General features: G+C 64.7%; 21 protein-coding genes. 14 read left to right on the top strand and 7 right to left on the bottom strand.

Going from position 1 to position 19,087, the window contains the following annotated elements:
* Window positions 1–22 precede the first annotated feature (22 nt).
* Window positions 23–1,348, top strand: a complete 1,326-nt coding sequence (gene glcF / locus HNQ95_RS17740; RefSeq protein ID WP_182574773.1) for a glycolate oxidase subunit GlcF — start codon at window positions 23–25, stop codon at window positions 1,346–1,348.
* 144 nt (window positions 1,349–1,492) lie between these two features.
* The gene (locus tag HNQ95_RS17735) at window positions 1,493–1,804 is read left to right on the top strand and encodes a putative quinol monooxygenase (RefSeq protein ID WP_067965146.1); all 312 of its coding nucleotides are present in this window, start codon (window positions 1,493–1,495) and stop codon (window positions 1,802–1,804) included.
* Here the strand turns inward: HNQ95_RS17735 and HNQ95_RS33705 are convergent.
* On the bottom strand, window positions 1,789–2,046 hold the full coding sequence (locus HNQ95_RS33705) for a hypothetical protein (protein WP_246719255.1): 258 nt from the start codon (window positions 2,044–2,046) through the stop codon (window positions 1,789–1,791). The two genes, HNQ95_RS17735 and HNQ95_RS33705, sit on opposite strands and share 16 nt — an antisense overlap.
* Between HNQ95_RS33705 and HNQ95_RS17730 the strand changes: the two genes are divergently transcribed.
* Window positions 2,039–2,698 carry a L,D-transpeptidase gene (locus HNQ95_RS17730; protein ID WP_376769262.1) on the top strand — a complete coding sequence of 220 codons (660 nt, stop codon included), beginning with the start codon at window positions 2,039–2,041 and terminating at the stop codon, window positions 2,696–2,698. The genes HNQ95_RS33705 and HNQ95_RS17730 overlap by 8 nt on opposite strands.
* Window positions 2,699–2,739: 41 nt before the next feature.
* Here HNQ95_RS17730 and HNQ95_RS17725 read toward each other — a convergent pair whose 3' ends face one another.
* Window positions 2,740–3,663 (bottom strand): bifunctional 5,10-methylenetetrahydrofolate dehydrogenase/5,10-methenyltetrahydrofolate cyclohydrolase, encoded by a 924-nt coding sequence (locus HNQ95_RS17725; RefSeq protein ID WP_067965145.1) that lies wholly within the window; start codon window positions 3,661–3,663, stop codon window positions 2,740–2,742.
* Window positions 3,664–3,895: 232 nt separating this feature from the next.
* The gene (locus HNQ95_RS17720) at window positions 3,896–4,675 is read right to left on the bottom strand and encodes a L,D-transpeptidase (RefSeq protein WP_154385349.1); all 780 of its coding nucleotides are present in this window, start codon (window positions 4,673–4,675) and stop codon (window positions 3,896–3,898) included.
* A 318-nt stretch (window positions 4,676–4,993) separates the two neighbouring features.
* Here HNQ95_RS17720 and HNQ95_RS17715 point away from each other — a divergent pair, with 318 nt between their 5' ends.
* Window positions 4,994–5,632, top strand: a complete 639-nt coding sequence (locus HNQ95_RS17715) for a DNA-3-methyladenine glycosylase I (RefSeq protein ID WP_182574772.1) — start codon at window positions 4,994–4,996, stop codon at window positions 5,630–5,632.
* A gap of 37 nt (window positions 5,633–5,669) precedes the next feature.
* Here the strand turns inward: HNQ95_RS17715 and HNQ95_RS17710 are convergent, their stop codons facing one another.
* Window positions 5,670–6,056, bottom strand: a complete 387-nt coding sequence (locus HNQ95_RS17710) for a hypothetical protein (RefSeq protein WP_154385351.1) — start codon at window positions 6,054–6,056, stop codon at window positions 5,670–5,672.
* A 29-nt stretch (window positions 6,057–6,085) separates the two neighbouring features.
* On the bottom strand, window positions 6,086–6,268 hold the full coding sequence (locus HNQ95_RS17705; RefSeq protein ID WP_182574770.1) for a hypothetical protein: 183 nt from the start codon (window positions 6,266–6,268) through the stop codon (window positions 6,086–6,088).
* Window positions 6,269–6,458: 190 nt separating this feature from the next.
* On the opposite strand from HNQ95_RS17705, the gene hisS reads away from it, so the two are divergent.
* Genes hisS through hisG form a run of 3 tightly spaced genes read left to right on the top strand, consistent with a single transcriptional unit; the run spans window position 6,459 to window position 9,800 of the window.
* The gene (hisS, locus tag HNQ95_RS17700) at window positions 6,459–7,976 is read left to right on the top strand and encodes a histidine--tRNA ligase (RefSeq protein WP_182574769.1); all 1,518 of its coding nucleotides are present in this window, start codon (window positions 6,459–6,461) and stop codon (window positions 7,974–7,976) included.
* Between the two features lie 4 nt (window positions 7,977–7,980).
* Window positions 7,981–9,099: an ATP phosphoribosyltransferase regulatory subunit gene (locus tag HNQ95_RS17695; RefSeq protein ID WP_067965135.1), complete on the top strand. Its 1,119-nt coding sequence runs from the start codon at window positions 7,981–7,983 to the stop codon at window positions 9,097–9,099.
* Window positions 9,099–9,800, top strand: coding sequence for an ATP phosphoribosyltransferase (gene hisG / locus HNQ95_RS17690; RefSeq protein ID WP_182574767.1), 702 nt, complete (start codon window positions 9,099–9,101; stop codon window positions 9,798–9,800). The genes HNQ95_RS17695 and hisG overlap by 1 nt, the downstream gene beginning before the upstream one ends.
* Here hisG and HNQ95_RS17685 read toward each other — a convergent pair.
* On the bottom strand, window positions 9,769–10,674 hold the full coding sequence (locus HNQ95_RS17685) for a hydrogen peroxide-inducible genes activator (protein WP_182574765.1): 906 nt from the start codon (window positions 10,672–10,674) through the stop codon (window positions 9,769–9,771). The genes hisG and HNQ95_RS17685 overlap by 32 nt on opposite strands.
* Window positions 10,675–10,983: 309 nt before the next feature.
* Here HNQ95_RS17685 and katG point away from each other — a divergent pair, with 309 nt between their 5' ends.
* The 5 genes from katG (at window position 10,984) to HNQ95_RS17660 (ending at window position 16,357) form a co-directional block, all read left to right on the top strand.
* Window positions 10,984–13,170 (top strand): catalase/peroxidase HPI, encoded by a 2,187-nt coding sequence (gene katG / locus HNQ95_RS17680; protein WP_182574763.1) that lies wholly within the window; start codon window positions 10,984–10,986, stop codon window positions 13,168–13,170.
* A gap of 173 nt (window positions 13,171–13,343) precedes the next feature.
* Window positions 13,344–14,627, top strand: coding sequence for an RsmB/NOP family class I SAM-dependent RNA methyltransferase (locus HNQ95_RS17675; protein WP_182574761.1), 1,284 nt, complete (start codon window positions 13,344–13,346; stop codon window positions 14,625–14,627).
* Window positions 14,628–14,729: 102 nt separating this feature from the next.
* Window positions 14,730–15,182 carry a TspO/MBR family protein gene (locus HNQ95_RS17670; RefSeq protein WP_154385355.1) on the top strand — a complete coding sequence of 151 codons (453 nt, stop codon included), beginning with the start codon at window positions 14,730–14,732 and terminating at the stop codon, window positions 15,180–15,182.
* 79 nt (window positions 15,183–15,261) lie between these two features.
* Window positions 15,262–15,720: a PaaI family thioesterase gene (locus tag HNQ95_RS17665; protein ID WP_067965119.1), complete on the top strand. Its 459-nt coding sequence runs from the start codon at window positions 15,262–15,264 to the stop codon at window positions 15,718–15,720.
* A gap of 4 nt (window positions 15,721–15,724) precedes the next feature.
* Complete coding sequence (locus tag HNQ95_RS17660; RefSeq protein ID WP_083948798.1) at window positions 15,725–16,357, top strand: 5'-methylthioadenosine/S-adenosylhomocysteine nucleosidase; 633 nt, start codon at window positions 15,725–15,727, stop codon at window positions 16,355–16,357.
* On the opposite strand, the gene HNQ95_RS17655 is transcribed toward HNQ95_RS17660, so the two are convergent.
* Window positions 16,354–16,677, bottom strand: a complete 324-nt coding sequence (locus tag HNQ95_RS17655) for a hypothetical protein (protein WP_067965117.1) — start codon at window positions 16,675–16,677, stop codon at window positions 16,354–16,356. The genes HNQ95_RS17660 and HNQ95_RS17655 overlap by 4 nt on opposite strands.
* Window positions 16,678–16,737: 60 nt before the next feature.
* Between HNQ95_RS17655 and HNQ95_RS17650 the strand changes: the two genes are divergently transcribed.
* A complete protein-coding gene (locus HNQ95_RS17650) occupies window positions 16,738–17,196 on the top strand; it encodes a MarR family winged helix-turn-helix transcriptional regulator (RefSeq protein WP_182574760.1) in 459 nt (152 codons plus the stop codon).
* 92 nt (window positions 17,197–17,288) lie between these two features.
* Window positions 17,289–18,851, top strand: coding sequence for a glutamine-hydrolyzing GMP synthase (gene guaA / locus HNQ95_RS17645; RefSeq protein WP_182574758.1), 1,563 nt, complete (start codon window positions 17,289–17,291; stop codon window positions 18,849–18,851).
* The last annotated feature ends 236 nt before the right edge of the window (window positions 18,852–19,087 follow it).

Raw genomic sequence — 19,087 nt, 5'->3', positions numbered from 1 at the left:
TTGAGAAGAGTGCGATAACGCCGTGCAGACCAATTTCACCGCAGCCCAGCTTGCCGATCCGCATGTCCAGGAATCGGAAAAGATCCTGCGCAAATGCGTGCATTGCGGCTTCTGCACGGCGACCTGCCCGACCTACGTCACCCTGGGCAACGAGTTGGACAGCCCGCGGGGAAGAATCTACCTGATCAAGGACATGCTGGAGAATGGGCGCGCGGCCGACAAGGAGATCGTCACCCATATCGACCGTTGCCTGTCCTGCCTTGCCTGCATGACCACATGCCCCTCCGGCGTGAACTACATGCATCTTGTCGACCACGCCCGCGCCCATATCGAAAAGACCTACAGGCGCCCGCTGGCCAACCGGCTGACGCGGTCACTGCTGGCGTTCGTACTGCCGCATCGCGGCCGCTTCCGCGCAGCACTCAGGCTGGCTAAGCTCGGCCGGCCCTTCGCCGGTGCCTTCGACAAAGTGGCGGCGCTGAAACCCGTGGCCGCCATGCTCCGCCTCGCGCCTGCCGTGGTGCCGGCGACGTCGGCGCTGGAAAAACCGGGTGTGCACGCGCCGAAGACGACAAGGCGCGGACGCGTCGCCATCCTCACCGGCTGCGCCCAACCGGTGCTCGAACCCGGCATCAACGAGGCGACAGTATCGCTGCTCAACCGGCTCGGCATCGAGGTCGTGGTGCCCAGGGGCGAGGGCTGCTGCGGCGCGCTCGTCCATCACATGGGCCGCGAGCAGGCAGCGCTCGATCAGGCCAGGCAGAATGTCGATGCCTGGACCCGCGAGATCGAGAATGGCGGGCTCGACGCCATCGTCATCACCGCCTCCGGCTGCGGCACCACGATCAAGGACTACGGCTTCATGCTCCGCCTCGATCCGGCCTATGCCGACAAGGCGGCGCGGGTGTCGGCACTGGCCAAGGACATCACCGAATATCTTGTTACCCTCGATCTGCCCGAACCGGCCCGCAAACCCGGCCTGACGGTCGCCTATCATTCGGCCTGCTCGATGCAGCACGGCCAGAAGATCACCCGCCAGCCGAAGGATTTGCTTGCCCGCGCAGGCTTCGTCGTCAAGGAACCGCGCGAAGGCCACCTGTGCTGCGGCTCGGCCGGCACCTACAACATCATGCAGCCGGAGATCTCGGCAAAGCTGCGCGAGCGCAAGGTCAGGAACATCGAGGCAACGGGGGCGGCGCTCGTCGCCACCGGCAATATCGGCTGCATCACCCAGATCGCCTCCGCCGCGAGCATGCCCGTCGTCCACACGGTGAAGCTGCTCGACTGGGCCTATGGCGGCGAAAAGCCCGCCGGGCTGCCCGAGCCGAGCCTGGCAGCGGCTGGGTGAGCACCGGGCTCGAGTGAGCAGTGGCCGGCCCGCCACGCAGGAAATCGAAGCCATTACCTCTGAGGTCATTGAAGCTGCGCGCCGCTCTGGCATTTTCCTCGTCATGCGAACGGCGCCCTGCCGGACAATTCAGAGGAACTGGAAATGAGCGTCACTTACATCATCGGCTTCAACGTCCGCCCCGAACAGCGCAGCCGCTATCTCAAGCTGATCAATGGCGTGCTCGACGCCATGCGCCATGAGCCGATGTTCGTCAGCGCGACGCTGCACCGCGACCCGGCCGACGAAAACCGGTTCCTGCTGCACGAAACATGGGCCGATCATCAGGATGTGCTGGATGTGCAGCTCAATCGGCCCTATCGCGAGGAGTGGCACGCGGCACTGGACGAACTACTGGCGGCGCCGCGCGACATCTCGATGTGGCAGCCGATGCGCAGCGACTACAACCAGAGTTGACCAGACCAGGCGTCGCCCGGGATTGAACTCAGCGGGTGGAACATGCGAATGCTCCGTGCGTTGCAGCAGATCGAAATCGCATTGGAAGCTTCTATGTCGACATTCACCCGCCGCCGATTGCTGGCCTTGGCCGCAACCGGCGCAGCTTCGGCCGTGCTTTCGGCCTGTTCGACCACGAGCAGCCAGCGGGCGGCATCGGTGCCGGCTTTCCCTGCCGCGCCGCCGCCGCCGACAATGCGCAACGACCCGTCATTCGCCGACCCCGAGATGATGTACGCGCCGGTCAACGACAACGGCTATGACATTCCGGGCGTGCCGTTCAAGAAGATCGATCCGCGCTACTACCGCCAGGTCGTCACCGATCCGACCGGCGAAGCGCCGGGAACGGTGGTCATCGATACGGCCGGCCATTTCCTCTATGTCGTCGCCGACAATGGCGAGGCGATCCGCTACGGCGTCGGCCTTGGCCGTGCCGGTTTCGAATGGGCCGGCCGCGGCGTCATCGAATGGAAGCAGACCTGGCCGCGCTGGTTCCCGCCGAACGAGATGATCGACCGCCAGCCCGAGCTGGAAAAGTACCGCGCCCGCCAGATCCCCGGCAAGAACGAGTGGGAAGGCGGCATGCAGCCAGGCGTGCAGAACCCGCTCGGCGCGCGCGCGCTCTACATCTTCCAGGATGGCAAGGACACGCTCTATCGCCTGCACGGCTCGCCTGAATGGGCATCGATCGGCAAGTCGGTATCGTCGGGCTGCGTCCGCCTGATCAACCAGGACGTCATCGACCTCTACGGCCGCGTGCCTGACGGTACGCCGATCGTCGTCACCAATGGGCTGCAGATGGTCGCCAATCCGGTGGCGCAGCAGCCGATCCAGCAGGACAGCTGGCGGCTCTAGCGCCCGCAGGGTGGGGGCGCCGGCCTGAGCCGGCACACACCCTATTCGGCGGCCAGCGTTGCCTCGGCGGTTCCGAACGTGGCGCGATAGACGGCGCGCTGGCGGTTGAGCGCCACCATGGTGTTGCGCAGCAGGATCGCCACCGTCACCGGCCCGACGCCGCCCGGCACCGGCGTGATCCACGACGCTACTTCCTTGACACTTTCGGTGTCGACGTCGCCGACGATGCGGCTCGAACCATCGGGCAGCGTCTCGGCATTGATGCCGATGTCGATGACTGCGGCCCCGGGCTTCACCATGTCGGCCTTGATCAGCCTGGGCTTGCCGACGGCAACAAACAGCGCGTCGGCGCGGCGCGCGTGGGCCGCCAGCGAGCGTGTCATGTGATGGCACACGGTCACAGTGGCGCCTTCGCTCATCAACAGGAAGGCGATCGGCTTGCCGACGATCTCCGAGTGCCCGACGACCACCACCTCGAGGCCCTTGAGGTCGAGTCCGGTGGCCTTCAGCAGTTCTACAGAGGCAGCGGCCGTGCAGGGCGCCAGGTCGAGCTGGTTGTAGACGATGTTGCCGATCGAAGCCGGGTGCATGCCCTCGACGTCCTTCAGCGGATGCACCGCCGCCTGGATCGCCTTGATCGGGATGTGCGCCGGAACCGGCCGCTGGATGATGATGCCGGTGATGCGCGGGTCGGCGTTCATGCCATGGATCGCCGCTTCCAGCTCGCCTGCTGTCAGCTCTGCAGGAAACCGCCTTTCCTCGAAGTCGATGCCGGCCAACTCCGCCTTGGCGCGCTGGTTGCGGACATAGACGTCGACAGCGGCGACGTCGCCGACGGTGATCGAAACGAGCTTGGGGCGGAAACCCTCGTCTGTCGCCTGCTGCGCGGCGGCGCGGACTTCGGCGATGATGCGGGCGGCCACGGGGCCGCCTTTGAGATAGCGGTTGTCGTCGAGCGGCGGCATATGTCTTCCTTCGCAGGTCATCATCGGCTTGAAACGGGATACTTCGGCGCGCTCATGAAGGAAAGGGCCGGTCCGATCAATTTTTATCCATGTTAAACAATTTTTCCTGAAAAATGCATGAGATTCCGCCGCTGCCGCGCAAATGCGAAAAGGGCAGCCCGGTCTTCCGCCGAGCTGCCCTTTTGCATGGGAGCCTGGCCTTGCGACCGGCTCCGCCCCCGTAACTGGATGATTACCTGACGATAACAGTGGTGCCGACCGCGACGCGCTCGTAGAGATCCATGACGTCTTCGTTGCGCATGCGGATGCAGCCCGACGACACAGCCCCGCCGATCGTCCATGGCTGGTTGGTGCCGTGGATGCGGTAGAGCGTCGAGCCGAGATAGAGCGCGCGCGCGCCGAGCGGGTTTTCCGGGCCGCCGGTCATCATCGCCGGCAGCACGCGGCCCTTGGCGCGTTCGCGCGCGATCATCTCCGCCGGCGGCCGCCATTCCGGCCATTCGCGCTTCGACGTCACCTTGTGCGTGCCCGACCACTCGAAGCCCGGCTTGCCGGTGCCGACGCCGTAGCGCCGCGCCTGCCCGTCGGTCCCGACGAGATAGAGGAAGTTCTCCGTCGTATCGATGATGATGGTGCCGGCTTTCTCGGCACCGTCATAGGCGACAGTCTGCGGCAGGTAGATCGGGTTGATCTGCGGCTTGACGCTGCGCTTCTCCGGCGCGCGCAAGGCGGCCGTCTGCACGCCGTCGGGACGGACCTTCTGGCGCTGGGCGGCGCGGGGTGCCTCGCGCGGTGCCGCCGGCCTGACCTGGACCTGGGCGCGCTGCTGGCGCCGCTGCTGTCTGGGCATCACCTCGCCAGGATTGCGTCCGAGCTGCAGTACCCAGGGCGCCGACAGGTCGGGGCTCACCACGACAGGCGGCCGCTCGGCGTAGCGGTCATAGGCCAGTGCGGGCGAAACAAGCTCGGCCAGCATGGCGGCCGATGCCAGAAGGATCAGAGGTTTTCTCATGACGTGCTCTCAACTCGATCGTCAGTGGGGCAGGGCACGGCCCATTCCCTTTTCGGGGCCATGTTGTCCGGGCCTTCCCACCGAAACATGAATCGGGTTGCCTAAAATGCGAGATTGTCAGGAAAGCTTTCAGTGTGGTTACCGGCCGGTTCAGGAGTCTGGTAAACCACCGGTAAATCAGTGTGCGATTAGAGCGCCGCGCGTCCTCTTGGACGCGCAAAGGACGCTGTAGCACTCTGGTTGGTGCATGATTGTTTTCCGAGAATCGGCTGTCGATTTTCGGGGGCATGCACTGGACTGTTAACGAACGGAATAGACATGGACGAGAAAAAGACAGGCCTGATGGTCGGCGCGGATGGGGTGACACGCTGCTTCTGGCCGGGCACGCTGCCCGATTATCTGCACTACCATGACAATGAATGGGGCCGGCCGGTCGTCAACGACGTCAGGCTGTTCGAAAAGATCTGCCTCGAAGGGTTCCAGTCCGGCCTGTCCTGGCTGACCATCCTGCGCAAGCGCGAGAGCTTTCGCGAGGCCTTCTCCGGCTTCAACTTCGACACGGTCGCCGAGTACGGCGAAACCGACATCGAGCGGCTGCTTGGCAATCCCGGCATCGTCCGCCATCGCGGCAAGATCGTCTCGACCATCAACAATGCCAAACGGGCTCGCGAACTGGCCGATGAGGCCGGATCGCTCGCGGCGTGGTTCTGGAAGTTCGAGCCCGGCCCGGACGAGCGGCCCAAGGTCGTCGACTATCCCACGCTGATCGCCAACCCGACGACGCCCACCTCGACGCGCATTTCCAAGGAATTGAAGAAGCGCGGCTGGAGCTTCGTCGGCCCGACCACCGTCTATGCCTTCATGCAGGCGATGGGCATGGTCAACGATCATATCGAAGGCTGCATGTGCCGCGGCAAGATCGAAGCCGAGCGCAAGGCGTTCAAGCGGCCGGGGTAAGGGGGCACTGTTCCTTCTTCAAAAAGGGGGAAGGAACCTAACGCTCGTAACGGCCCTTGTAGCCGCTGCCGGCGATGTTCCAGACCAGCGACCGGCCGGAAACCGTCAGCACCAGACCGCCGAAACCGCGGTCGTCGGGTGTGTGGCGGCGCGACGCCGCACTCCGGCCGGCCGGGATGACCTCGACGGTCGCGCCGCGCTTGACCCAGCAGCCCTTGCCATATTGGTCGTTGGCGCCATAGGCGAGCATGAATTCGAAGCTTCCGTTCGGCCGGAGCAGCAGTTCGGAGCCGACCTCCATGACGCCGTTGAGATAGTAATGTCCGGCGAGCCTGGGGTCGCCGGGTGAACAGGCCGCAGCCGTTGCAAGACCTGCGGCAAGCGACAGCGCGCAGAGCGCTGCGGTTGAGACGATACGTGGCATGGCAGTGCCTTTCGGGACCGATAAGGGTCCTATGCGGAAAACATCATGCCGGCTGCGATGGCACCGACGGCGGTAAGCGCCGGATAGAGCACGAGCCCCACTGCAAGCAGCGTATCCCCGAACGACGACGCCCGCTTCGGGGCGGCTTGTTCGCGCCGCGCCGGCAGTGGCTGCGTTGCGGTCTTGTCGAGTTCTGCTGCAATCGTGGGCATGGTGTTCGTCCTGGCATTCAATGCTGCGCCTTGTCGCTTCAAGCTGTATCGGCACGATGTCGGTCAAATTGTGGAAATGTTTCGGCTTGCCGGCGGCAAGCCAACCGCTTGCCGCTCCATCCCATTTCGGTTACGACACGCCGCGCCGTGATCGCGGCCAAAATTTCTGGAAAACAGCGGAATTCTCGCCATGGCCGACAAATCGGAAAAGATGAAAGCGCGACTGCCGCGCGGCTTCGTCGACCGCAGCGCGGACGACATCCGGATCGTCGAGAAGATGATGGCCAGGATTCGCGAAGTCTACGAGCTCTACGGCTTCGAGCCGGTCGACCAGCCGCTGATCGAATACACCGACGCGCTTGGAAAATTCCTGCCCGACCAGGACCGCCCCAACGAAGGTGTCTTCTCCTTTCAGGACGACGACGAACAGTGGCTGTCGCTGCGCTATGACCTGACCGCGCCGATGGCGCGCTTCGTCGCCGAGAACTACGAGAAGTTGCCCAAGCCGTACCGCAGCTACCGCTCGGGCTGGGTGTTCCGCAACGAGAAGCCCGGCCCCGGCCGTTTCCGCCAGTTCATGCAGTTCGACGCCGACACCGTCGGCACACCAGGCGTCGCGGCCGATGCCGAGATGACGATGATGATGGCCGACGTGATGGAAGCGCTCGGCATCAAGCGCGGCGACTACGTCATCCGCGTCAACAACCGCAAGGTGCTCGACGGCGTGCTCGAGGCCATCGGTCTCGGCGGCGACGACAACGTCAATCGCCGCCTTACAGTGCTGCGCGCCATCGACAAGCTCGACAAGTTCGGCCCCGAAGGCGTGCGCCTGCTGCTCGGCAAGGGGCGCTGGGATGGTGGTGCGGAAGGCGAGGGCGACTTCACCAAGGGTGCTGGCCTGGATGAAGCGGCGATTGCTACCGTCATCGCCTTCACCGAGGCTGGATCTGCCGATGCGGCGACCACCGCCGAGAATTTGCGCGCCATCGTCGCCGGCAACGCCAGGGGCACCGAAGGCGTCGAGGAACTTGCACAGATCGGCGCTCTTGCCGCCGCAGCCGGCTATGACGACGGTCGCGTCAAGGTCGATCCTTCGGTCGTGCGCGGCCTTGAATATTACACCGGTCCGGTCTTCGAAGCCGAGTTGCTGGCCGAGATTCCCAATGACGATGGCCAAGTCGTGCGCTTCGGTTCCGTCGGCGGCGGCGGCCGCTACGATGGCCTCGTCTCGCGCTTCCGCAGTGAGCCGGTTCCGGCGACCGGCTTCTCCATCGGGGTGTCGCGGCTGATGACCGCGCTCAAGAATCTCGGCAAGCTCGGCACCTCTGATGTGGTCGCGCCCGTTGTCGTGCTGGTCATGGACAAGGACACCGAAAGCCTCGGCCGCTACCAGAAGATGGTCGCCGAGCTGCGTCGTGCCGGCGTGCGCGCCGAAATGTATCTCGGCGGCGCCGGCATGAAGGCGCAGATCAAATATGCCGACCGCAGGGGATCGGGCGTCGTGATCATTCAGGGCGGCGACGAGCGCGCCAAGGGTGAGGTCCAGATCAAGGACCTGATCGAGGGTGCGCGTTTGTCGGCCGAGATCACCGACAATGCCGAATGGCGCGCCGCGCGTCCGGCCCAGGTCACCGTGCCCGAGGCCGAACTGGTCGCCGAGGTGAAGAAGGTACTCGCCGCCCAGGCGGAAGAGCGGGCAAAGCAGTAAGGCCATGAACGCGCGTTATCCGGCGATTGCATCCGACATCCTGAAGCTCTTCGCCGCGCGCGGGGCCGATGCCGTCGATGTGCCGGTATTGCAGCCAGCCGACCCGTTTCTCGACATGGCCGGCGAAGACCTGCGCCGCCGTATCTTTCTGACCGAAAGCGAGACGGGTGCCGCACTTTGCCTGCGGCCGGAATTCACAATTCCGGTCTGCCTCGACCACATTCACACCCAATCCGGTACGCCGCGCCGCTATTCCTATCTCGGCGAGGTGTTTCGCCAGCGCCGCGAGGGTGGCAACGAGTTCTTCCAGGCCGGCGTCGAGGATCTCGGCGACAAGGACATCGCTGCGGCCGATGCGCGCTCGGTGGCCGACGCGCATGCGCTGCTGTCGCTATGCCTGCCGGGGCACGACTTGACCGTCACGCTTGGCGATCAGGCGATCTTCGAGGCGGTTCTTGCAGCGCTCGGCCTGCCGCGTGGTTGGCGCATGCGTCTTGCCCGCGCCTTCGGCTCGGCCGAGCTTCTGGCTGCCGCCCTCGGCGATCTCGCAGCGCCCACCCGCATCTCGGCCCTTGCTGAGCCCGCAGCATCGCTCGTCGCCGATGCCGATCACGATGCGCTTGCCGCCCACATCGCCGCCGGCATGGAGCAGGCCGGTCTTTCGCCTTCCGCCGGCCGCACGCCCAACGATATTGCCCGCCGCCTGATCGAAAAGGCCGAACTGCGCAGCGTGCGGCTGTCGAGCGATGCCTTCGAAGCGCTCGAACGCTTCCTTGCCATTGACGTGGCGCTTGATGAGGCGCCGGCAGCGCTCAAGGAGTTCGCTGCAGGTGCCGGCCTGACTTTGGGGGCTGCGCTCGACAATTTCGCCGCCCGCGCCAAGGCGATCTCAGGTCACGGTCTCGCCACCGGCTCCGTCCGTTACGACGCCGCCTTCGGCCGTCCGCTCGATTATTACACCGGCCTGGTGTTCGAGATATCAGGTCCCGAAGCCGACCGGCCGCTGGCCGGCGGCGGCCGTTACGACCGCCTGCTGACCTTGCTCGGCGCCGGCAAGCCCATTCCCGGCGTCGGCTTCTCCGTCTGGCTCGACCGTATCGAAGCCTTGAGGGAGGCGCGCTGATGGCCATTTCGATCGCACTTCCTTCCAAGGGCCGGCTCAAGGAGCAGGCGCTCGAGGTGCTGGCCAAGGCCGGCTTCACCGTCAACTTGCCCGACGACGATCGTCGTTATCGCGCCACCATCGAAGGCCGCGCCGACATTGAAATCGCCTTCCTGTCGGCGTCGGAGATCTCGGGCGAGATCGGCCAGGGCAATGTCGACCTCGGCATCACGGGCGAGGACCTGATCCGCGAGAACCTTGCCGACTGGGAGCGCAAGGCAGCGATCACGGCGTGCCTCGGCTTCGGCCATGCCGATGTCGTCGTTGCCGTGCCCGACATGTGGCTCGACGTCGACACCATGGCCGACCTCGATGATGTCGCCGCCGATTTCCGCCAGCGCCATGGCCGCCGCCTGCGCATCGCCACCAAATACTGGCGGCTGACGCAACAATTCTTCTCCCAGATGCACGGCATCCAGGTCTACCGCATCGTCGAGAGCCTCGGCGCCACCGAAGGTGCTCCGGCAGCGGGTTCCGCCGATGTCATCGTCGACATCACCTCGACCGGCTCGACGCTGCGCGCCAACCATCTGAAGATCCTGTCGGACGGCGTCATCCTGCGTTCGCAGGCCTGCCTCGTGCAGTCGCTGAAGGCGCGCAATGCTGCCGACGAGGCGACGCTTGCCGCGTTCAATGCCGCAGTAGCGGCTGCAGTCCGCTGACGATCCGCGCCAGCTCCAGGCACTCATTGTGCCGCGGGCTGTTGCGGCGCCAGGCAAGACAGATGCGCCGCTCCGGCACCGGCTCGGCGAAGGGCACGATCTTCAGGTCGCGCTGGTCGCCCGCCGGGCCCGCCGCCATCTCCGGTATCAGCGTCACGCCGAGGCCATGCGCCACCATCTGCAGCAGTGTCGTCAGGCTGGTCGCGCCATAATTGGCCATCGCCACCGGCTTGACGCTGCCGCACACGGCCAGAGCCTGTTCGCGCAGGCAGTGCCCTTCCTCGAGCAGCATCAGCCGTTCCAGCGCCGGGCTTTCCGGCGGCACCGGCGGTGCAACGAAGTCGGGGTCGTTGGCCGGCACCGCGAGATAGAAGCGATCTGAGAAAAGCTCCCGGGTGGTGAGCCCGGCATGATCCAGTGGCAGCGCTGCCACGAAGGCGTCGATACGCCCATTGAGCGCGTCCTCGACCAGCGCCCCGGTGATCGCCTCGCGCAGTTCCAGCCGGAGATTCGGATATTCGTCCTTCAGCGCCGGCAGAACGTGCGGCAGAAGATAGGGTGCGACAGTCGGAATGATGCCGAGCCGCATCCGCCCTTCCATCGCCAGCCGGCCGCGCCGCGCCGTTGCCTCGACCTCGCGGGTTTCGGTGAGAATCCTGTCGATGCGCGGCAGCAGTTCCAGCGCATCCTCGGTCAGGCGCACGGCCTTGCCGCCGCGTTCGAACAGCGTGCAGCCAAGCCGTTCCTCCATCTCGGCGATCTGCGTTGACAGCGCCGGCTGGCTCACGCCGGCATATTCGGCGGCGCGGCCGAAATGCAGCGTTTGCGCCAGCGCGGCGAAATATTCCATCTGTCGGATCGTGAGGCGGATCATAATCAAAAACTATCAAACTTCTTAGAAAAGGCAATTTGGCTTTATCGGAATCGCATCCTAGACTGGAACTATTCCAATCAAGGCGGTATACAGTATTCAGTTTCCCGCCTAAAACGGTCTAGCAAGTTCTATCCAGAGGGAGGGCGCAAGCCATGACGTTATCGACGATCTTCAGGAGCGCCGGGGTGCCCGTGCCCGACCCTGCCATGGCCGCATCGGCCTGACCGCTTCTGGCCCGGCGTTGCCTCGATCGCAGGCTGCCCGAAGGCCGCAAACCAACCACGCAAAGACGTTCGGAAAGAGATCAACATGGATACCAAGACCGAGACGAGCGCGGGCAAGTGCCCTGTCGCCCACAAGCCCACCGGCACCGGCAATCGTGACTGGTGGCCGAACATGCTGGACCTCAGCGTCCTGCACCAGCACTCCGCCCTGTCCGATCCGATGGGCGAAGCCTTCGACTATGCCAAGGAATTCGAAAGCCTCGACCTCGACGCGGTGATCAAGGATCTGACCGCGCTGATGACGGATTCGCAAGACTGGTGGCCGGCCGACTTCGGCCACTACGGCCCACTCTTCATCCGCATGGCCTGGCACAGCGCCGGCACCTACCGCATCGGCGATGGCCGCGGCGGCGCTGGTGCGGGCCAGCAGCGTTTTGCTCCGCTCAACAGCTGGCCTGACAACGTCAACCTCGACAAGGCCCGCCGCCTTTTGTGGCCGATCAAGCAGAAATATGGCCGCAAGATCTCCTGGGCTGACCTGATGATCCTGACCGGCAACGTCGCGCTGGAGACGATGGGCTTCAAGACCTTCGGTTTCGCCGGCGGCCGCGCCGACGTCTGGGAGCCGGAGCAGGACATCTATTGGGGCAAGGAAGGCAAGTGGCTGGCCGACGAACGCTACAGCGGCGACCGCGAGCTCGAAGGACCGCTGGCCGCCGTGCAGATGGGTCTGATCTACGTCAATCCGGAAGGCCCGAACGGCAATCCCGATCCGCTGGCAGCGGCCCGCGACATCCGCGACACCTTCGCCCGCATGGCCATGAACGACGAGGAAACCGTCGCCCTGATCGCCGGTGGTCACACCTTCGGCAAGACCCATGGCGCCGGCGACGCCGCCAATGTCGGCGTCGAGCCTGAAGCTGCCGATCTCGAGCTGCAGGGGCTTGGCTGGCACAACAGCTTCGGCACCGGCAAGGGCGGCGACGCCATCGGTTCGGGGCTCGAAGTGACCTGGACGACGACGCCGACCAAGTGGACGAACAACTTCTTCTGGAACCTGTTCGGCTACGAATGGGAGCTGACCAAGAGCCCGGCCGGCGCGCACCAGTGGACGCCCAAGCACAATATGGGTGCCGGCACCGTGCCGGATGCGCATGACAAGTCCAAGCGCCATGCGCCGGCGATGCTGACCACCGACCTCGCGCTGCGCTTCGATCCCGAATACGAGAAGATCTCGCGTCGCTTCCTGGAAAACCCGGACCAGTTTGCCGATGCCTTCGCCCGCGCCTGGTTCAAGCTCACCCATCGCGACATGGGCCCGCTTGCCCGCTATCGCGGCCCGCTGGTGCCCAAGGAAGAGCTGATCTGGCAGGACCCGATCCCGGCTGTCGATCACGTGCTGATCGACGATGCCGATGTCGCGGCCCTCAAGGCCAAGATCCTCGGTTCGGGGCTTTCAGTGTCGCAACTGGTCTCGACCGCCTGGGCTTCGGCCTCGACCTTCCGCGGTTCGGACATGCGCGGCGGCGCCAATGGCGCGCGCATCCGCCTTGCCCCGCAGAAGGACTGGGCCGTCAACCAGCCGGCGCAACTGGCCTCGGTGCTGGAGAAGCTTACGGCGATCCAGAACGAGTTCAACGCGGCGCAGGCGGGCAACAAGAAGGTGTCGCTCGCCGACCTGATCGTGCTCGGCGGTGCCGCTGCCGTCGAGAAGGCCGCCAAGGATGCCGGCAATGACGTCAAGGTGGCCTTTACGCCGGGCCGTATGGACGCCTCGCAGGAGCAGACCGACGTCGAGTCCTTCGCCCCGCTCGAACCCACCGCCGACGGCTTCCGCAACTACACCAGCGGCCGCCAGCGCCTGAGCGCCGAGGAGAACCTCGTCGACCGTGCGCAGTTGCTGAAGCTGACCGCACCGGAGCTGACCGTTCTGGTCGGTGGCCTGCGCGTGCTCGGCGCCAATACAGGCGATTCGGCCCACGGCGTCTTTACCGCCCGTCCCGGCACGCTCTCCAACGACTTCTTCGTCAACCTGCTCGACATGGGCACGGAGTGGAAGGCGACATCGGACGCCAAGGACGTGTTCGAGGGCCGCGACCGCAACAGCGGTGAAGCCAGGTGGACGGCGACCCGCGTCGATCTACTGTTCGGCTCGCACTCGCAGCTGCGCGCCCTGGCCGAGGTCTATGGCTCGACTGACGCCGGCGCGAAGTTCGCCCGGGACTTCGTCGCCGCATGGAACAAGGTGATGAACGCCGACCGCTTCGCATAAGAAGCCGGTCCGCTCGAACAAGGCAGGCGCGGAGCGATCCGCGCCTGTTTCATTTCCTGTTGCTCGTCTTTGCCGGAAGTTTTTGCCCCGACAAGGCTGGCTGGTGCTTGTGCATTCCGCCGCTGCTGTTTAGCTAGGCCTGATACGGGTCAACCGAAAGCGGAAAACCGAACATGCGACTTGGCGGACGACTGGCTGCGGCCATTGAAGTGCTCGACGATATCGAGAGGCGGCACAGGCCCGCCGCGGATGCACTGAAGGATTGGGGCCTGTCCCATCGCTTCGCCGGCGCCGGTGACCGCGCTGCGATCGGCAACATCGTCTATGACGCCTTGCGCCGCAAGCGCTCTGCCGGCTGGCTGGTCGGCGACGAGACCTCACGTGCGCTCGGCTTCGGCGCCCTGTTGCTCGAATGGGACCAGTCCGCCGAAGCACTCAACCAGACGCTCGACGGCGACAAGTTCGCACCCGAGCCGCTGAGTGCCAGCGAACTCGCGACGATTGCCAACCACAAGCTCAACGAGGCGCCCGACGCCGTCCGCGCCGATTGCCCCGATTGGTGTGCGCCGCTGCTCGAACGCGCCTTTGGCGCGGAGTGGGTCGCCGAGGGCGCTGCCCTTGCCGCGCGTCCGCCGCTCGACATCCGTGCCAACACGCTGAAGGCCGATCGCGACCGCGTCATCGCCGAGCTGGAAGGCACCCAGGCAGCACCAACCGCTCTTGCTCCGCACGGCGTTCGCATTCCGCCCATCGACGGCAGCGGCCGCCACCCCAATGTCCAGGCCGAACCGGCATTCCAGAAGGGTTGGTTCGAAATCCAGGACGAGGGCTCGCAGCTTGCCGCAGAACTGGCAGGCGCCTTGCCCGGCATGCAGGTTCTCGATTATTGCGCCGGTGCCGGTGGCAAGACGCTGGCGCTGTCGGCGGCGATGGAAAACCGCGGCCAGATATTCGCCCATGATTCCGAGAAGTCGCGGCTAGCGCCGATGTTCGACCGGCTGCGTCGCTCCGACAACCGCAATGTCCAGGTGGTGTCCAAGCCGTCCGAACTCTCGGCCCTGACCGGCCACATGGACCTCGTGCTGATCGACGCGCCCTGCACCGGCAGCGGCACCTGGCGCCGCCGGCCCGACGCCAAGTGGCGACTTACACAGCGCCAGCTTGACGTGCGCAAGGCCGAGCAGTCGGCTATTCTCGACACCGCCAGCGCCTATGTGAAGCCGGGCGGGCTCGTCGTCTACATCACCTGTTCGGTCTTCGACGAAGAGAATGCCGACCAGGTCGCAGCGTTCATCGAACGTAACGAACGCTTCAAAACCGTCGACCACCAGGCCCTCTGGTCGCAGCATTTTCCTGGTCGCAGTGATGCCGTACGCTTCGGGGAACAGGGCCTGTCGTTGACCCCGGCCCGCAGCGGCACCGACGGCTTCTATTTCGCCGCGATGCGTCGCGCCTGATCTCGGGTAGCACAGGTCGTTCTGCGCTGTGGCAGAGCGAAATGTGCAACCAGATCCGGCCTTTGGCGTTCTGCGCCTCGGGTACGCAGTGCAGGAGGTCGCATGAACAGATACGTCGCCTTGCTCGGTTTCATCGTCGTCGTCTTCGGCGGCGGCTTGCTCATAGGCTATCTGACGCTGCCGGGCGAATGGTATGCCGGGCTCGCCAAGCCGTTCTTCAATCCGCCAAACTGGATTTTCGGCCCGGTCTGGTCGGTGCTGTATGTCCTGATTGCGCTCGCCGGCTGGCGCGTCTGGTCCAGCGATCCTCATGGCGCTGCGATGCGCCTGTGGGTTGCTCAATTGGTGCTCAATTTCCTGTGGTCGCCGACCTTCTTCGGACTGCAGCAGATGGGCCTGGCCCTGCTGGTCATCCTGGCCTTGCTTGCCGCCATCCTCGGCTTCATGGCGACTGCGGCGAAATCGGACCGTGTCGCAGCCTGGCTGTTTGCGCCTTATGTCGCCTGGGTCGCCTTCGCCGCCTTGCTCAATGCTGCGCTTTGGTGGTTGAACTGATTTCAGTTTTGCACTGCAGCATTTCCGGTTGCCAGCTTTTGCCGGCTTTGCGATAAGCGAAGCCAAGAGGACATCCGATATGGCAGCCAAGATCGTACCCGCGGCCGACTATGACGAGCGCGTCAGGTCGTCCTTCGCGCGCCAGAGCGCGATGCGCACCATCGGCGCCGAACTGACGCTGGTCACTCCAGGCATCGTCGAGATCGAGATGCCTTATTCCGGAGAGCTGACCCAGCAGCATGGCTTCCTGCATGCCGGCGTTATTTCCACCGCTCTCGATTCCGCCTGCGGATACGCGGCCTTTTCGCTGATGCCCGAGAATTCGAGCGTGCTGACCATCGAGTTCAAGGTCAATCTGCTGGCACCCGGCAAGGGCGAGCGCTTCCTGTTCCGCGGCTCCGTCACCAAGCCGGGCCGCACCATCGTCGTCGCCGACGGTCAGGCCTATGCCATATCAGCCGACGGCGAGGCTAAGCTGATCGCCACCATGACCGGAACGATGATGGCCGTTGCCGGCCGCGACGGCATCGAGGGCTGAAACCGTGCCTGTTGCCCAATTCTCCGGCCGCAACGTCCTGTTCGTCATGGCCGTCGATGCCGAATATGGCCCGCATTTGCGCACGCTGTTCGAACCGCTGATGACCGGCGTCGGTCCGGTTGAATCAGGCATCGTTGTCGGCGCCGAATTGTCTCGGCTCGCTGCCTGCAACGGCCTGCCCGATCTCGTCGTCTGCCTTGGTTCGGCCGGCAGCCGCAAGCTGGAGCAGACCGAGGTCTACCAGGCGGTGTCGGTTGCCTATCGTGACATGGATGCCTCGGCGCTCGGCTTCGAGAAGGGCGCCACTCCTTTCCTCGATCTGCCGGCCACCCTGGCCTTGCCGCTGCGCATTCCCGGTGTCCGGGAGGCGACCCTCTCGACCGGTGGCACCATCATTTCGGGCAGCGCCTATGATGCGATCCCGGAGGACATGGTCGACATGGAGACTTTTGCCGTGCTGCGCGCCTGCCAGATGTTCGGCGTGCCGCTCATCGGCCTGCGCGGCATCTCCGACGGTGCAGCCGACATCGGCCATGTCGACGACTGGACCGAATATCTCCACGTCGTCGACGAGAAGCTGGCGCATGCCGTCAACCTGCTCGGCCGCGCCATTTCGAGCGGCGAGTTGAGACCTTAGGCAGCGCGCGGCAGGCCCTTGGCGTTGCCGAACAGGACACCCGCAAGCCGCACTTTGACGTCGCGGTCCCTGTTCACGTAAGTGATTTCACCGGCCTCGTGGTCGAGCGCCCAGCGGCCGGTCACCCCATTGTCCCAGTCGACGACATAGCCGCCCTCGGCGAGCGCCCATGTTCCCGTGCGTGTCTCGCCGTCGTCGAGCAGCATGTGCGCCACATCGCCGGTTTCGAAATAGACATAGGCCTCCTTGCCGTTGCGGTCGAGCACATGGGTCGTGCCTGAAATCAGCACCTTCAGGGCGGCCTGATCGAGAATTGCCATCGTCGTTTCCTCTTGCTATCCAGTTGGTCAAGGTTCTTGACGATATGCGCGATTGGAAAAATGGTCAAGCAGCTTGACGAAAATGCGGTGAAGCCGCTGCCCGACCATGTCGGCTGGCGCCTTTGGCAGGCGAGCCGCGCCTGGCAGGCCGAGTTCGCCGAGGCGATGCGCGCGGCCGGCCATGGCTGGTTCAGCGAAAGCCGCGCCGGCCTGCTCGGCCACATCGCGCGCCGCGGCACCAGGCAGGCAGCGCTCATCGAACGCGCTGGCATCTCCAAGCAGGCGGTGCAGCAACTGCTCGACGGGCTGGAGGCGGAGGGCGTCATCGAGCGCGCGCCCGATCTTGAGGACAAGCGCGGCAAGCTGGTTCTCTACACCGCAAAAGGCCTTGCCGCGCTCGACGACGGCGACGCCATCAAGCTCGACATCGAAAAGCGTTACCGGCAGCATCTGGGCGAGGGCGGCTTCGATGCCCTGATGGCAGCGTTGCGCGCTCTCGCTGAACCGCAAGTCCGGTGATAGGCTGGCCAGGCCGGGCATTGCACAGCGCACTTGTCACCCATGCAATCGAGCCCATTGCACAGACGTGATTCTTTCTTTAAACGCCCGCCATGAAGAACTCCGAGCACCCCGAAACCGTCCTCATCATCGACTTCGGCAGCCAGGTGACGCAGCTCATTGCGCGTCGCGTGCGAGAGGCCGGGGTCTATTCCGAGATCGTGCCCTTCCAGTCGGCCGCAGAGGCCTTCAAGCGGATCAACCCGAAGGCGGTGATCCTCTCGGGCAGCCCGCACTCCACCGTCGACATCGGCAGCCCCCGCGCCCCTGAAGCCGTCTTCTCCGCCGGTGTGCCTGTGCTTGGCATTTGCTACGGCGAGCAGACGATGTGTGCCCAGCTCGGCGGCAAGGTCGAGGCAGGCCACCACCGCGAGTTCGGCCGCGCCTTTCTCGAGATCCAGGACGACAGCCCGCTTTTCGAGGGCGTCTGGGCCAAGGGCACCCGTCACCAGGTGTGGATGAGCCACGGCGACCGCGTCACCGAGATCCCCGCAGGTTTCCGCGTCATCGGCACCTCGAATGGCGCGCCGTTTGCGGCCATTGCCGACGAGAGCCGCAATTTCTACGCCGTGCAGTTCCACCCCGAGGTCGTGCACACGCCCGACGGTGCCAAGCTGCTGCGCAATTTCGTGCACAAGATCGCCGGCATCGACAGCGACTGGACCATGCACGCCTATCGCGCGCATGCCGTCGAGGCGATCCGTAAGCAGGTCGGCGACAAGAAGGTCATCTGCGCCCTTTCGGGCGGCGTCGACTCGTCTGTCGCGGCCCTGCTGATCCACGAGGCCGTCGGCGACCAGCTGACCTGCATCCTTGTCGACCATGGCCTGATGCGCAAGAACGAGGCGGCCGATGTGGTCGCCATGTTCCGCGAGCACTACAATCTGCCGCTGATCCTCGTCGATGCCTCCGACCGCTTCATTTCGGCGCTCGAAGGCGAGTCCGATCCGGAAAAGAAGCGCAAGACCATCGGCCGGCTGTTCATCGAGGTGTTCGAGGAAGAGGCCAAGAAGCTCGGCGGGGCCGACTTCCTCGCCCAGGGCACGCTCTATCCCGACGTCATCGAGAGCGTCTCCTTCACCGGCGGTCCGTCGGTCACCATCAAGTCGCACCACAATGTCGGCGGTCTTCCCGACCGCATGAACATGAAGCTGGTCGAGCCGCTGCGCGAGCTGTTCAAGGACGAGGTCCGCGTGCTTGGCAAGGAGCTCGGCCTGCCCGACAGCTTCATCGGCCGCCATCCGTTCCCCGGACCGGGCCTCGCCATCCGCTGTCCCGGCGGCATCACCCGCGAAAAGCTCGAAATCCTGCGCGAGGCCGATGCGATCTATCTCGACGAGATCCGCAAGGCCGGCCTCTACGACGCGATCTGGCAGGCTTTTGCCGTGCTGCTGCCGGTCCAGACCGTCGGCGTCATGGGCGACGGCCGCACCTATGAGTTCGTCTGCGCACTGCGCGCCGTAACCTCCGTCGACGGCATGACCGCCGATTTCTACCACTACGACATGAACTTCCTCGGCCAGGCCGCCACCCGCATCATCAACGAGGTCCGCGGCATCAACCGTGTCGTTTACGACGTCACCTCGAAGCCGCCCGGCACGATCGAGTGGGAATGATTCAGGCCCATCCGGCCGTATCCAAAAGTACGCTACGCTGCGATCTAACTACCTGTAATAAAAGATAAATTCTGTTTAGGCCTGTCGAGGACAATCGGCAGGCAGCAGACGGACCTGTCGTGCGTTCTGACGGGCCTCCCCCATATTGCGCTCCGCGACTTTCGAAAGTACCGTCACAGGAAACGAGGGTCGTGACGGTACTTTTTGGCGAATAACTCATTGAATTAAAACAGATT

Source organism: Aminobacter ciceronei (genome assembly GCF_014138625.1).
GTDB classification, from domain to species: Bacteria; Pseudomonadota; Alphaproteobacteria; order Rhizobiales; family Rhizobiaceae; genus Aminobacter; species Aminobacter ciceronei.
The sequence above is the reverse complement of the archived record's forward strand: the minus strand, read 5'-3'. Positions and strand labels throughout refer to the sequence as shown.

Bases quoted from the DNA above. Each gene is read 5' to 3' on its own strand.
- HNQ95_RS17675 (WP_182574761.1), top strand. From the start codon at position 13,344: ATGCGACTTGGCGGACGACTGGCTGCGGCCATTGAAGTGCTCGACGAT.
- HNQ95_RS17725 (WP_067965145.1), bottom strand. From the start codon at position 3,663: ATGCCGCCGCTCGACGACAACCGCTATCTCAAAGGCGGCCCCGTGGCC.
- HNQ95_RS17720 (WP_154385349.1), bottom strand. From the start codon at position 4,675: ATGAGAAAACCTCTGATCCTTCTGGCATCGGCCGCCATGCTGGCCGAG.
- hisS (WP_182574769.1), top strand. From the start codon at position 6,459: ATGGCCGACAAATCGGAAAAGATGAAAGCGCGACTGCCGCGCGGCTTC.
- HNQ95_RS17670 (WP_154385355.1), top strand. From the start codon at position 14,730: ATGAACAGATACGTCGCCTTGCTCGGTTTCATCGTCGTCGTCTTCGGC.
- HNQ95_RS17730 (WP_376769262.1), top strand. From the start codon at position 2,039: ATGCGCAACGACCCGTCATTCGCCGACCCCGAGATGATGTACGCGCCG.
- HNQ95_RS17735 (WP_067965146.1), top strand. From the start codon at position 1,493: ATGAGCGTCACTTACATCATCGGCTTCAACGTCCGCCCCGAACAGCGC.
- HNQ95_RS17705 (WP_182574770.1), bottom strand. From the start codon at position 6,268: ATGCCCACGATTGCAGCAGAACTCGACAAGACCGCAACGCAGCCACTG.
- katG (WP_182574763.1), top strand. From the start codon at position 10,984: ATGGATACCAAGACCGAGACGAGCGCGGGCAAGTGCCCTGTCGCCCAC.
- hisG (WP_182574767.1), top strand. From the start codon at position 9,099: ATGGCCATTTCGATCGCACTTCCTTCCAAGGGCCGGCTCAAGGAGCAG.
- HNQ95_RS17710 (WP_154385351.1), bottom strand. From the start codon at position 6,056: ATGCCACGTATCGTCTCAACCGCAGCGCTCTGCGCGCTGTCGCTTGCC.
- HNQ95_RS17665 (WP_067965119.1), top strand. From the start codon at position 15,262: ATGGCAGCCAAGATCGTACCCGCGGCCGACTATGACGAGCGCGTCAGG.
- HNQ95_RS17715 (WP_182574772.1), top strand. From the start codon at position 4,994: ATGGACGAGAAAAAGACAGGCCTGATGGTCGGCGCGGATGGGGTGACA.
- guaA (WP_182574758.1), top strand. From the start codon at position 17,289: ATGAAGAACTCCGAGCACCCCGAAACCGTCCTCATCATCGACTTCGGC.
- HNQ95_RS17650 (WP_182574760.1), top strand. From the start codon at position 16,738: ATGGTCAAGCAGCTTGACGAAAATGCGGTGAAGCCGCTGCCCGACCAT.
- HNQ95_RS17695 (WP_067965135.1), top strand. From the start codon at position 7,981: ATGAACGCGCGTTATCCGGCGATTGCATCCGACATCCTGAAGCTCTTC.
- HNQ95_RS17685 (WP_182574765.1), bottom strand. From the start codon at position 10,674: ATGATCCGCCTCACGATCCGACAGATGGAATATTTCGCCGCGCTGGCG.
- HNQ95_RS17655 (WP_067965117.1), bottom strand. From the start codon at position 16,677: ATGGCAATTCTCGATCAGGCCGCCCTGAAGGTGCTGATTTCAGGCACG.